Annotated in this window: 8 protein-coding genes; 5 read left to right on the top strand and 3 right to left on the bottom strand. The window is 50.5% G+C overall.

The features are described 5' to 3' along the window. Positions 1–56: 56 nt before the first annotated feature. From ACN0YR_RS17270 to ACN0YR_RS17260, 3 genes are all read left to right on the top strand, one after another. The gene (locus tag ACN0YR_RS17270; protein ID WP_417850481.1) at positions 57–2390 is read left to right on the top strand and encodes a BatA domain-containing protein; all 2334 of its coding nucleotides are present in this window, start codon (positions 57–59) and stop codon (positions 2388–2390) included. A 266-nt stretch (positions 2391–2656) separates the two neighbouring features. Beyond that, positions 2657–3997, top strand: a complete 1341-nt coding sequence (locus tag ACN0YR_RS17265) for a two-component system sensor histidine kinase NtrB (RefSeq protein ID WP_417850480.1) — start codon at positions 2657–2659, stop codon at positions 3995–3997. Between the two features lie 69 nt (positions 3998–4066). Then, positions 4067–5428, top strand: coding sequence for a sigma-54-dependent transcriptional regulator (locus ACN0YR_RS17260; protein WP_417850511.1), 1362 nt, complete (start codon positions 4067–4069; stop codon positions 5426–5428). Positions 5429–5560: 132 nt separating this feature from the next. Here ACN0YR_RS17260 and ACN0YR_RS17255 read toward each other — a convergent pair whose 3' ends face one another. Both ACN0YR_RS17255 and ACN0YR_RS17250 read right to left on the bottom strand, forming a co-directional pair. Continuing rightward, positions 5561–6232 carry a helix-turn-helix domain-containing protein gene (locus tag ACN0YR_RS17255; protein ID WP_417850479.1) on the bottom strand — a complete coding sequence of 224 codons (672 nt, stop codon included), beginning with the start codon at positions 6230–6232 and terminating at the stop codon, positions 5561–5563. Between the two features lie 353 nt (positions 6233–6585). Further along, complete coding sequence (locus tag ACN0YR_RS17250; RefSeq protein WP_417850478.1) at positions 6586–9510, bottom strand: hypothetical protein; 2925 nt, start codon at positions 9508–9510, stop codon at positions 6586–6588. 40 nt (positions 9511–9550) lie between these two features. On the opposite strand from ACN0YR_RS17250, the gene ACN0YR_RS17245 reads away from it, so the two are divergent. After that, entirely contained in the window at positions 9551–9889 is a 339-nt protein-coding gene (locus ACN0YR_RS17245; RefSeq protein WP_417850477.1) for a transcriptional regulator, read from the top strand. Positions 9890–10016: 127 nt separating this feature from the next. Here ACN0YR_RS17245 and ACN0YR_RS17240 read toward each other — a convergent pair whose 3' ends face one another. Continuing rightward, a complete protein-coding gene (locus tag ACN0YR_RS17240; protein ID WP_417850476.1) occupies positions 10017–10859 on the bottom strand; it encodes a DUF1573 domain-containing protein in 843 nt (280 codons plus the stop codon). A 478-nt stretch (positions 10860–11337) separates the two neighbouring features. Here ACN0YR_RS17240 and ACN0YR_RS17235 point away from each other — a divergent pair, with 478 nt between their 5' ends. Continuing rightward, entirely contained in the window at positions 11338–13512 is a 2175-nt protein-coding gene (locus ACN0YR_RS17235) for a hypothetical protein (protein WP_417850475.1), read from the top strand. The last annotated feature ends 384 nt before the right edge of the window (positions 13513–13896 follow it).

Here is a 13896-nt window from a genome sequence, read left to right as displayed (position 1 = left end):
CTTAACATCGCGACATCGACCTGTTCCATTCGCACCATAGTCAAATTTGACCACAATTGACGAACTTCAGCTTAATTAATCCTGGAATACTATGGGGATTGTTAGCCTTAGCAATCCCGGTGGCAATTCATTTTCTCCTTAAACGGCAGCCTCGCATCGAATTTTGGGGGGCCAGTCGCTTCTTGAAAGTTGCAGTCAATCGAAAACAGATTCAGCTTCAAGTGCAGTCAATTTCTCAGTTACTCGTCAGAATCGCAATCCTGACTTTGCTCGTATTGAGTGCTGCTGAACCCCACTTGGGGGCACATCTCGATTCAAAAAATGTTGATAACCCCGTCCATCGCCTGCTGATTCTTGATACTTCGATGAGTATGTCGGCGACTGACGGTGGAAGATCCCGCTTTGATGAATTGCAAAGACAAGTCCTGTCGACATTATCAAACCGCTTTCCGGGAGACTCCTGGCAATTGCTCCTCCATGGGAATAACGATCAGCCAGATCGAATTCGTATCCCTATTTACGATCCTGAAGCCATTCAAGAGGAAGTTTCTCAACTCACCACGACTTCGCAGTCTGCAAGCCTCAGTGAGACTCTTCAACGTGCTCTGACGTATGCCGAAGAATTTCCGGGAAATACGAATGAAGTCCTCTTCTGGACCGACATGCCCGTTGCAGAATGGGATCCTGCCGGAGGTCAGACGTTCGAACTCAGCGAGCGTCTCAACCAACTTTCACAACTGGCCCATCTCTCGATCATCGATCTGAGTTCCGAGCGAACTGCTCTTGTGAATCTCGCAGTGAACGAGGTTCGATTGCAAAAAGTCCCAGCCAAAGTTGGGGCTCCGTGTACTCTGGAAGTGTTGATTGGAAATCCTGAAAAGCGAGCTGCGAAAACATTTGTGCAATTTCTTTCAAACTCTGAAGTGATCGCAGAAAAAGAGGTTGAGTTCGAATCACAATCTGAAAAAACGGTTCGGTTCGAGACCGTCTTTACCAACCCCGAACTCAAGCGCTGTGAAATTCGCATCGGTGAAGATGCACTCGCTGGTGATAATCACTATTTCTTTGCTGTCCCGGTTCAATCTGAACCTAGAGTGCTCGTCATCGAAGATTCCAACTCTTCGCCGGGGGCATTCCAGCAAAGCGACTTTTTGCGGCTTGCGATCTCGTCCTCTTCAGAATCCCGGCCCGCCGAGCCTAGCTCAGCCTCACTGTTTGTGAGCGTTGGCCCGACTGGGTTTCGAGAACAGAGTCTGGAAAAATTCGATGTTGTCATTCTCGCTGGAGTTTCAAATCTGACGACATCTGACAGCGAAAAGCTGCGACAATTTGTCGAGTCTGGCGGGGGTCTTATGATCTCGATGAGCGAAAGAATGTCGCTCAGTCAGTACAATGACCGGCTTGGTCCAAATGGAGCGAACCTGATCCCCGGAATCCTTGAGCAACGAGTCTCAATTCAAGTCCCTGGTGGAGTTCCGTTTCAAGTGCGTGACGCGTCCAGCACGCACCCAATGGTCTCTCCATTTCTGCATCATCCCGAGTCCGGCTTGTCGACAACGCGAATCTATTCCTACATTCGATTCACTCCGTCACCCAATCAATCGCAGCAACGTGTGGTTGACCTCGACTCCGGCGACTCACTCATTGTCGAACATCATGTCGGACAGGGGCGAGTGATCACGGTCTTCTCATCTTTCGACATTGACTGGGGAAGCTGGGTGCTGTGGCCAAGCTTTCTTCCAATGATGCGACAAGCTGTGGAGCACCTCTCCTTCAACCAGAATGGAATCGTCCAGTCACGCATCGGAAAAGTTGGTCCCGAAAATGTGCTGAGTCTCCCTGAAATTTCGTCAATCCAAAATGACCAAGGGCAGGTGATCTGGGATCAACAAATCGGAGCGGAACAATTGCCGGACGTCTTCGATTCCTATATGGCGCAGCCGGGTCTGTATTCGCTCAAGTCGAATCAGTCGCGCTCCCCTGTTCAAGTCCTCGCTCGCAATGTCGACATTGAGGAGAGTTCGCTGAAAGGCGTGGCGGCCGATGAACTACTGAGAGGCCCCTTCCTCAACGGCTTGAATGTGGAGATCGTTGAAGATGCCGAAATGTCCGCTTCCAGACGCCGAACATTTGGAATAGGAGCTGAGTCGCATCTCTCTCGATGGCTCGTTTTTTCAGCGATCTTGCTTCTGATTGTCGATCAACTATTTGCGATTCGCTCTCAACTTGCGACAGGGGCGATTCTCGGTCTGGTTGTCTCTGTCGCGTTTGTCCTGTGGGTTCAATCCTCAACTGTGATCTCTGTTGTCCTCATTCTCCTGTGCATGAGCACTGGTGCGATCCTTGTACAATTTTCGGATCGTGCCAGTTGGCGAACCGGTCGAGTCTGAACATTGCCCTGAAGATCAAAGAGAAAATTGATCACGAATCGTTCACTCTCACCCCTCAGCCCTCGACTCTGAAGAGGCTTCGCTTCACACTGATGGGAAGAGACTCCGTGATACTCGATCTTTGAACCTGCAATTTAAAAAATGCTATCGAGCAAATCCAATACTGTTTTTTACGTTCTGCCTCGTGGCGAGCAGTCTATGAATTCATGAAAGTGAACTTCACGGGCACGACAAGCATTGAAAATGCTCTAAGCTGGAAGTGAACTGTGTTTCGTACTCCCCCGAAAAATTATGGGAAGCTTTATCAGCTCGGAATCATCGGGTTGCTGATGCTGAGTGCAGTGGCATTGGCGATCACAATCTGGGTGGAACTGGATTTCCTGCGTGAGCAGAAAATTGTTGAAGAGTTAATCCGCAAACTTCCCAGCGACTCGACAGCCTCCGCCAAGGAACTAGCAGGGGCTTTGAGATGGCAGTTCCGCCTGACAACATTAGTCCTCGTCAATCTGGTGGTGACCGGATTCGCGGTCATGCTTCTCTGGCGAGCCTACCAGTTATCTCAAGAATCACTTCGCGACTTTAAGGCATTGGCTGCGGACATCCTGAGTAGTATCGATCAGGCTGTTATCACGATAGATGTGCAGGGAAATGTCACCAGTATCAATCGGTGTGGATTAGAATTGCTCAACCCCAAAACAGAATGCGTCGGACGACCACTTAAAGAACTTTCTGCAGTTCCTCTGCATGATTTTTGCACTGAATGGAAGATCGAAAAATCTCCGACGATGTTTCGAGACTACAAAGCCAACGTGAATGGAAGCCAAAGAGCACTCCGCGCCTTCTGTCAAACACTCTGCGACTACGCAGGAAACGATCTTGGAATGGTGCTTCAACTTCGTGATGTCACGAAGCGCGTCCTGATAGAAGATCGTATGCGCCGTATGGAACGATACATGGGGCTGGGGTCACTCGCTGCAGGACTTCATCACGAAATCAAAAATCCGCTTACGGCCTTATCGCTGCATGTCCAACTCCTCGAAGAACAAATCGCTGAAGACAATCCCAGCGAAGATGTTCTTCAAATGCTGAACGTCATCAAAACGGAAATGGCTCGTGTTGGTGGAGTGCTGGAAGGTTTTCGTGATCTCGCCTCGAGTGGTCAGTTGAATCTCGCACCAGTGAATCTCATGAATCTCATTCAACGGCAAGTGGAACTGGCGACTCCGCAGGCAGATCAACAGAAGATTCAAATTCAAACAGTCATCAAGTGCGATTTGTCGAAGGAGATCCCCGCTGATCGAATCCGTTTAGAACAGGTGCTTCTCAATTTAATCCTCAATGCCATGGAAGCAATGCCTGATGGGGGAACCCTCACGGTCACGGTCACTGAAGCCGATGGGAACGTACAGGTCGAGGTCGCCGATACGGGCAAAGGAATTCCCGAGGATCTACACGACAAAGTCTTCGACCCGTATTTCACAACAAAAAACGAAGGAACTGGTCTCGGACTTGCCCTTTGCGATAAGATAATGAATCAGCATCAAGGCAACCTGAGCTTCCATTCGTCGGAGCAGGGAACGAAGTTCCAGTTGACGCTTCCACGTTGAATCACATCTGCATGACAATCACAAAAGTGGTCGAATCTCCCAACCTGACAAAGCACAAGATTGCTGCAAATCATGGATGAAGAATTCCACATCCTCATTGTTGACGATGAGCCAAACATCCGCGCGGGCCTTGCGAAAGGGCTGGATAAAATCGCGGACCACATTCAGACTGCGAGCTCGGTCAACGAAGCGATTGACATGTTCGATGCTGGCTTTTATCAGCTTGTCATAGCAGACGTCCGTTTGCCAGGAGACCGAGACGGATTGGACCTGATTTCACTCGTCCAGCAGCGGAATCCGGAAACAACAACCATCGTCATCACGGCGCATGGAACGGTTGAGACGGCTGTCGATGCGATGCGACGCGGAGCTTTCGACTTCATTACGAAACCGGTTGATCTCAACCTGATTCGTCAGCAGGTCTCCAAAGCGATTGAACATCATCGGCTGCAAACTGAGAACAAGCGCCTGAAAGGGAGATTGGCTGAAGCTGGTGAAATCTCTGGCATCATTGGGAACTGCCGCGCGCTGAAGGAAGTCTTAACTCAAATCAGACAAGTCGCCGACACCGATGCAACAATATTAATTCAGGGGGAAAGCGGGACCGGTAAAGAACTGATCGCACGCGCGATTCACGACCTTAGCGGTCGATCGTCGGAACCGTTCGTCGCTGTGAATCTGGGGGCACTCCCGGAGACTCTCCTGGAAAGTGAACTCTTCGGCCATGAAAAAGGGGCTTTCACTGGAGCGTCTCGGCAAAAACCGGGGTGCTTTGAACAGTCAAACACTGGCACTCTTTTCCTGGACGAAATCACGGAGATTCCCACAAAAAGTCAGGTCGATTTATTACGAGTCCTTGAAACAGGAACTTATTCTCGCGTAGGCGGGGAGGAGTTACTTGAATCTAACGCGCGGATTGTCTCAGCCACAAATCGGGACGTCGCCCAACTTGTTGAAGAGGGAACCTTTCGTGAGGACCTGTACTACCGCTTGAATATCGTCCCGATCGAAGTTCCTCCACTCCGCCAGCGACGGGACGACATCCCCTTGCTCGTGGAACACTTTCTCAACCACTTCTGCTCGCGACACCATCGGCCGGAAAAAGTTTTTGAAAACTCCGCGATGGAAGTGCTGGTTTCTGCTCGCTGGCCAGGAAATATACGGCAGTTAAGAAACGTGATTGAACGGCTCGTCGTCACAAGCCGTGAAGATTCCATTTCCCTAACAGATTTACCGACCGATCTCACAATGCAGTCCGGTTCCGCTCCCTCACCAATCCAATCACTCGCCGAAGTCACCGAAGCTGCCGAGAAAGACGCCATTCAAATCGCGCTGGCAGCGAATGACTGTCATCGAGAACAAACTGCGAAGGCACTCGGCGTCAGTGTCCGCACACTCCACTACAAAATGAATCGCTACAATTTACATTAGCCTGCAGTGCCGGTGAAATCACTTTCATGACTTCACATGACTGCTCGCCACGGTGCAGAACGTAAAGACCAATTGTGGACTGGTTGCTTTTCTCAGCGTTTGAGAGCGCGAATTCAGGTTTCAGGATCTGTTTTACCGTTCTTCAAACATTTGGAGTTTTGCGAGTGCCTCAGCGGCTGTTTTGAGATCGTAACGATCATCGAAAGTGATGAGTTTTCCCTTTTGAAATGTCATGAGGATCGAAATCGACATTGGCTTGGTGAGAGGAAACCCGATGGGGTGGACCCAAGTCTCCCCCCAGATCACAACTTCATTTCCACTGTTGTAGTAGCGGTATCGGTCGGTGTGATCATAGTTCGCTGGCACTTCGAGCACGGAAAAGAACTTCTCGATCATGTCCGCGGCCCCCGCAACCCCATAGAACTTGCCAGCGAAGGGGAAGACCTCCGGATCTCCCTGCACAGTGAAAACTGATTCATCGCATAAGAACGATTCAATTTCCGAGATCGCATCCTTCTGCAGCGTATAGAGTGCATCAATATATTTACGAGCCATGACAACCGGGTCGTTTACCAAGTCCTCCGGGTAGATCTTCTCCCCCTCGGTACTGAACGCTTCGGCAATGTCAGCGACCGTATCACTGGAAATTGACTGCCCCGCCTCCGCTTTCGTAATCGCGCGTAATCCGTAGCCCGATTTTTCGGAGAGCATCTGCTGCGTCCAGCCGAGTCGTTCTCGGTGAAACTTCATCAATCTTGGAATGCAACGATATGTTAACTCAGGTGAGTCGATTGACCACGACATTTCATTCGTATCCCATTCCTTCCGCAAGCCCGCGTTGCGAAAAATTAATTTGCCCCCTGCAGCCCCAAGAGTGTGAGTATCGTGCGTAAGAGATCAAATCTAAGTACGAACTAAAGCAGTTTGCTCTATCGTGTGCCCGTGAAGAACGCGTTTCATCGCGAAAATTGCTGTTCGCCACGAGGCTGAACCTCTGGACCAATTCGAAAGATGCTCTATTCTGCAGATGAAGGCAAGAGTAATGAAGAGTTTAGAGCAGTTTGCTCTACCGTTTGTCCGTGAAGTACGCATTTCTCTCGTAAAAATGCTGTTCGCCACGAGGCAGAACCTGCAAACCAATTCGAAAGATGCTCTAGTCATTCTGGCAGCAGGCGTTTTACTTGGAGGTCGTCGATTTCTACGGCACCATTCCCTTGGAGTTCCAGCCTGACACGGAAGTCTGAGTCACGGGAAACTCTGCGGACCAGTTTGACGGTTTGCCATTCCTGCTTGGCCTCATGCAATCGAACCGCTCCCGGTCTTCCGACGAGAGTGTCGAAGATTAGAAATGCGTCTTCCGGTCCTGGAAACGGACTAGCTGTTCGAACCTGAGCAGAGATGACAACGATGTCCCCTGCCTCTGCATGGACTGCCGGACTCGTGAGAGCGATGGCTGAGTTTTCTCCGGGTGTCGATTCGAGTTGGAACGTCAAGTGGTGATCATTTCGACGTTGGTCGTACTGAATTTGAATCCGCTGGTTTCCGGTTCGAGTTGATCCATCACTCCAATTTTCCTTCATCGCTGCGACACTTTCGAAGTCGCCCGTAGGGATCAGGTTCTCGGTAATGCGAGATCTCTTGCCGAGTTCAATCATCGTTCTCCAATGGTCCGGAAGAGTCTGGAATCCAGTGGCGTCGAGGCTTGTGGTGGCAGAAGGGAGGTCTTTGATGGCAGCGTCCCAATACTTACGTTGTAGAGAACGCAGATGTTGAAGTGACTTTTGCGCAGCTGCGTAAGCCTCGACAGGGTGAGAGGCATCGAGTTCTTTGCTGGCTGTTTCCAAGCTTGCATAGGCTTGTCGTAAATCGAGTTCAGCCTGGACAACTGGAGGAGAGATTCCGATCAGTTCTTCGTGAACATTTTGGACCCGTTCGAATTTCAGGGCTGCCAGAGAGACCATGGCACGTGCGGCATCGTCGCGAACGCGGCGGCTTTCACGTTGAAGCCGTTCAATGACGTTCGGCTTGCTGGTGATGACGATAGCGGACTGCTGATCAAACTCTTTGAGATAAATTTCAGTTCCTCCGGCGGGCCAGGAAACTTCCAGGTTGGATTGTGTCACCCCGACTGGAGTGACCTCCCAAGCTTGCCAGATGTCACCTTTGAGGAGCATGCGAATCCCTGAAACGGCTTGCGGTCCCGGGACGCATTGCTCTCCTTCTTCGTACCAGACAGGAAGAATCAACAGGCCCTCGTCGCTGCGAATGACCGTTGCGAGGATTTCAGAAGGTTGCTTTGCACCCGTCGCACTGATTTGCTCGATCGGTGTGTCCCAGCGAGACTTCAGTGGAGCAAGAAGTCCCGTTTGTGTGTGCTGCATGTCCGCGTCAAAATGGACGAACAGGTCGTCAACGACTCGTCCCGTTGCCAGCCACGGTTCCAGAATTTTGCAGTGCGATGCGAACAGTCGAATCGCATGAACCCGTTCGTTCAGCCCCGGAACGTCGGTGTCGAGTGAGTATTGCTTCCAAAAGCCGACCCCTTTATATCCCGCTGCAATGGCAGCGTAGGCCTGTTGTAAAATCTGTTCTGGCTCTACGACCGGGAGCCGTTCTCCTTCTCCGCGATAATCGAGAAATGCAGGGGAAGCTTCCGTTTGAACGAAGGTAAACATCGGCTTTCCCGGAAGTGCGAGATTACGGCGATGTTTGAGCTGCTTGGCGTGTCGCGGCATGGAGATGTCGCTGTGAATAACAAACTGGCTGCTTCCCAGAAAATTGACATTTCGATGAAACGAACGTTCTTTCCCAGCGACATCCGCCAAGATTGGTCGCCTCAATTGTCGATCTGCATCGCGGACGTGTTCAACCCACGATTCGATATACCGAATGTCTTCTTCCGGGATTCCGTACCCAAACATCCAGGCCCAGATAGGTTCTGTCCACTCCTCAAAAGCAGGAAGTCCTTTTCGATTCAGGACCGCTTCTTCGGGCGTCAACTGCGGCGGTTGGGCGATCGCTCCGATGTCGGCATCGTGAAGGGCGCGGAGAAGCGCCTGGTCTGCATAGTCGGTAATCCAAAGAGTGTTGACCCCGGTTGCCTGAATCTCTGTCAGACTTTCTCCGTGGTACAGCGTGAAAACCGGGAAGAAAGGTTTGTCGTCTTTCAAGATCCGGTCATCAACAACTTGTAGCCGTGCTTTTGCCTGGCGTTGAGTATTGGCGTCGGGAGCGAGTTCCTGCGGGGAGATAATCGGGCCAAAGTTTACGTCATCGATTCGGACCGCAGTGGCTCCTTTCGGGATCGTCATTAAGAGTGCAATTTGATCAACGTAGGCCGTTCGTGCATCAATGTTAATAGAGTTCCCTTGAGCTTCGAATTGCGCGCGGGCAAGGATCAGGCGTCGTTCAACAGCTTCCGCTGAAGTTGCACACTCCAAACGCTGCCACTTCATCGTGTCAGTGTATGTCTCACCCGAGAGGTCGAGCGTCAAAGTTTGGCCGGTTCGAGGATCGATTTGATTTGGGAATCGCAATCGCAACACGAATCGCAGGTCAGGGGTTGTTGAGCGAACCCAGAGTGAGGCCTTGAGTTCATCAAAAAGCACTTTGCTCGGTGGAACATCCAAGACCAGACGCTGTTCTTCCAAGTATTGAGCCGACTGAAAGTGGTAGGACTCACAGCGTTGCCCTGAATGTCCATCGTTATCGATGATTTCACGAGTTTTGAGGTACTCGCTCAGCTGCGGGCTTTCAGCTCGCCAGTGGAGTTGTTCATCTTCAAAGTCGAGTTGAATTTGTTTGCGAGGCTGAATTTGGGCAGAAGCAGTGCCCGAAAACGTGACAGCCAGAATCAGCAGAAGAGACCAGGTGATGCACCGCAGCAACACTCCTCCCAAACCCACGCAATCATCCTGAGCGGCACAATCAGTATAACCGGCCACGGATTCCCAGCTGGAGGGACTATTTTGGAAGTTTTGATGATGTCGCTTGTAAATGGTCGTTGCCTTTTGGCAACATGACTGTGAGTGGGAAATGTTGACGGAAGTCCACATATTTCCTTCGCACTCGAAATGGGACATTGTTATCTCATTGAGCGTTTGCAGTCTTCGGGATCGTCCGATGGCTGAAGCAAAGGCAGAAGTCATGACGCAAAAACCAACTCGAATTCCAGAATCGACAGCGGATGAATTACCGCGAGAACTCATTGATCTCGGTAAAAAAATAGCTGCGCTCCCTGAGGAGCATTATCGGGAACTCGAACATTCTTATTCTCAGATTGTTGATTGTGTACGCCGTCGCAGACGGATTTTGAATCTCGTCCAAGAGGCGCTGTCTCAGTTACGCTTGGATGTCAAGTACTTGATGTTTGATCTCGAAATCACTCGTCAGGAACGTGACCTCCTGCAAGCACAAATCGAAGATGGTGGGCGTGACGATTTCACCAGTGACTGGTCTTAAAACCTTCTCTGGTGCGTTGAAGGTATTGAATCAGCATTCATGAGGTCAGACTCAGGATTTCGGGCCTATTTTTGATGGATCGAAGACCATTGAGGTGTCTCAGCGATGCGAATTACTTCATTGATCTCTACTTAATCTTTGATCGCTTAGTCGAGGGGGACTCTTGCTTGATTTCCTCAGCACTCGCTTGCTGAATGTTCGATTTCGGCCCCCAGACAAGAATCGGGACTCGGATGGTCCTGTACTCGCTGTCATCGGTATGAATTGCTAAGACCGAGACATGTCTCCCCGGTGGGACATCTCCAGGGACATCGATGCGAATGGGCGTCCTGGAAGTGCTTCCCTCAACAACTTTTTCTCCGAGGGTCACTTGAGCGGTACTGTCGTTGTATTCAAGATCGATAATATTCAGATTCAATCCGCGGTGATCTTCGAGGACGATTTCTCGTGAGTCTGCCTGACCGTGAGTCTGGTAGAAGTAGACTTCAGCAGGGGAGATAGAAACTTTCTTCTCCGGGACTGTCAGCTTGAATGAAACAATCCTCTCCTGTGGTTTTCCGTCGTTGTAGTTGACTTTGACAGTATATTCCTTGGGGCCAGGTGTTTCGTTCGCGGTTTTCACCGAGACGTAGAACCGTCCTTGTTCGCCCGGTTCGTAGCGAGTTTTTTCGCCATACAATCGTGGTGCTAAACAGCCACAACTTGGATCGAGCTTAAGGATCTCAATTGGAGTCGTTCCGGCATTGAAGAAATCGAAGTGCGCGGGAACCGTGCCGACGGGACGGACCTCACCGAGATGGACGGCATATTGAGAGAAGACAAGCGGATCACGTTCGACGAGACCTGAAATTGGTCGCGCAACCGGCACAGCTTGAGTGAAAATCCCCGCGAGGACTGCTGGCGTGAGTCCGCATAACACGAGCCCCGTCGCCCACAGCGGAAGGCGGCTTGTTGATTTTTGTTCTTCCATGAACTGATCCCCTGGGACTGAAATCGTTTGTCCACCTGAGTTTTATTCGAAATCACCAATACAGAACAAGATGGGTTCCGGGATGCCACGTCCGAGCAAGAATCACTGCACTTACGGATGATTCGGAGCAACACTTTTAAAGCGGGGAGCATGGGAAGATACCACCTTTAGTGAAGTAAGCATCTTTCTTGAAAAATCTTCAATTAACCGGCACCTATGCTGCTTGTGATCAGAAAAACGTAGGAATTCAGGCTCTTCCCCAGAATTTGTTGATTCTCCACATGATTGATTAGACGGTATGCGTAAGATAGACTATGTACGTGGAATGTGCTGGCAAAAGGTGTCAGCAGGACTTTAATTCCGACTGAGACTTTTCCATTTCGAAGCAATGAAGTGGACGATAACACAGACTAGGACGTCCCCTCTCAACCAGTGACGATTGATAGAGACGTCTCCTTTAAAATTCACGGTGGAACGTATGCGTCGACACATCACTTGGACAATTTGTAGCTGTGCTTTCATTATTTGGGCAGGCACCCAATCTTGGGCATACCAGGGAGACGAAGCAAAACCAGTCGGCCTGACTGGGTTGATAGCTGCGTACGCACCAGACGGACTCGAAGCCGAAGACTTCGCTGCGCTGGAAGAATCCATCGACGAAACTTGGAAGAGTTGGGTCAATGAGACTGGGTTAGCTGTTAAAGACTTCTACGAAGGCGACAATAACACAATTGAAGCCCAACGTGCTGCTCTTGGAAAATTGCGAACAAAACTTCGCACGATGGAAAAAGCCCTCAAAGACAGCCGATACCAATCGATCCATGCTGAAATCGGCGATCTATATCTGCGTTTGGCTCCAGAAGTTGATATCGCAGAGGCTCTTCTAGAGACTTTGACTGCCGACAAGGAAGCTGCTCTGAGAACACGTGTTTCCGCCGCTCGTTCAAACCTGAACTCCGCTGTCAGCGCTTTTCGTTCAGACATGAATCGAACTCGTGGTGGACAGGCATGGCTGGGATGGGCAGAGACAAGTGCTCTCACCAACCTTGATCCATCGAACGCAGAGGCTGTTGCAGCAGTGAACGCTGTCAAAGCGAAAATGGAAAAGCGAGAAACATACGGCGATGAAATCAAAACGTTCATGAGCCGAGAATCATTCCTCAACCTTGAAGACGCCCTGGCTGAGGTACAAAACGCACTCGCACCACCAAGTCCAGATGCAGAAGCACAACTTCGTGACAGCATGATTGCTCTTCTTGATGCAATCGCTGAGTACAACAGCGACCCGAGTGCAGAACTCGAAGCTGAACTGCGAAATCAGTACAACGCAATTCGCAAAGCTTCTCCAGATGGCGGGAACGCAATCGAATCCGCATTCCGCAAAAACTACCTGAACTACAACCTGCGAATTGCAATTTCAGAAGGCCTGCTTAACCGCGTGGCTGGTGGAATTCGACGTCAGACATCCCGAATTAACGATAATGCGTTGGGTGCGAGAATCGTTGGAAACCAAACTTCGGACGTGACAGTTCGTGTTGACATCCAACCTAGTCAGAACAACGCCCGTTTCAACATTCAGTCAAGTGGCGTAATCAGCACCAGCTCACTGGCCTACGCCAGTCAGGCAACGATTCAGTCAGTCGGACGTCACAGTTTCTCAGCTGTGAAGCCAGTCTACTTTGACGGAACAACATTTCGCACTGAGCCAGCAAGAGTGAGTGTCCAAGCAAACAACCAACCGGTTGGAGCCAGCACACGTTACTCAGGTCGCTTGTTTGGAAACATCGCAGAACGAATTGCTATGCGAGAAGCCAACGATCGTCGTGGCGAGGCTAACGCTTACACACAACGCAGTATTCGACAACAAGTCAGCAATGAGTTGAACTCAGAAACGAACACACGGTTCTCAAATGCTTCGATGGAATTGCAAAACCGACTTTACGGTCCTCTCCGTGAGTACGGACTCTATCCGGATGCAATGAGTTACTCATCGACAAGTAATGAAATCCTCGTACGGACTCGCTTGAGTGCAGAAACCGAACTTGGTGGTGGAGCAACGCTTCCAGGCATCAACCCACCACGAAATGGACTTGTCGCACAAATCCACGAGAGCCTTCTGACGAACAGCAGCAATCGCCTCGACTTGGGGACTGAAGGCAAGCAGAAAATGACAAACGGCGAACTTCAAGCACTCATCGAAGAACGCCTGAGCCGAATTCTTGATCGTGAAGTCAGCCTCGGTGACGATGAGAACGAAGCGATGGACGATGGCAACATTTTCGTCTTCGACCAACCGAACCCAATTCGCTTCCAGATCGCTAACGGAGAGGTCACTCTAATTCTTCGTGCTGGACTCGAACGTGAAGGTGATGACATTCCAACACAAATCATTACCGTTCCGCTCGTTCCAACCATGAGTGAAGGCAAAGTGTTGCTCAACCGTGGAAACGTCGGTGTCAAGCCGGTCAGCAAGCCATCCAGCGTTGCCGAGCAAGTCGCCCGTGCGAACGTCATGCGTCAGAAGATCCAAAAAGCCCTTCCAGAAAAAGAGCTGAAATCGACCTTCACCTTCGAACAGGATGGAAAAAAGATCGACCTCAGCATCACTGGAATCCACGCAGATAACGGTTGGCTCACGATTGAACTGAACTAGAGTCAGCTAGAAACAGATCGAAGTGTTCCAGAACGCTTCAATCCAAAGTCTTTGATATTTAAGAACGCCGAGCCCAACGCTCGGCGTTCTTTTTCGTTTGCTGGTTGAGTTGGGATGAATAAACTGCGTGGACCGGGGAGGGGACCGCGTTCGCGATTTGACGCTCATCAATAACTGGAGTGTCGCTCTACGAGTTCTGCGAGATGTCGCAACCTACATCGGCTCAGGCTCACCAGAGACTGACACCAGAGACTGACACCAGAGACTGACACCAGAGACTGACACCAGAGAACCGACATCAGTAAACAGTCATCGGTGAACTGCTCGCTTTCCTATCCCTGATTCCCCAACCCTGATCCCCCAACGTCATCACGCAATCACTCG

Source organism: Thalassoglobus sp., assembly GCF_048270125.1.
In the GTDB taxonomy this organism is placed as follows: Bacteria; Planctomycetota; Planctomycetia; order Planctomycetales; family Planctomycetaceae; genus Thalassoglobus.
Note: the sequence above shows the minus strand (reverse complement) of the source record. Positions and strands in the feature narration are given on the sequence as shown.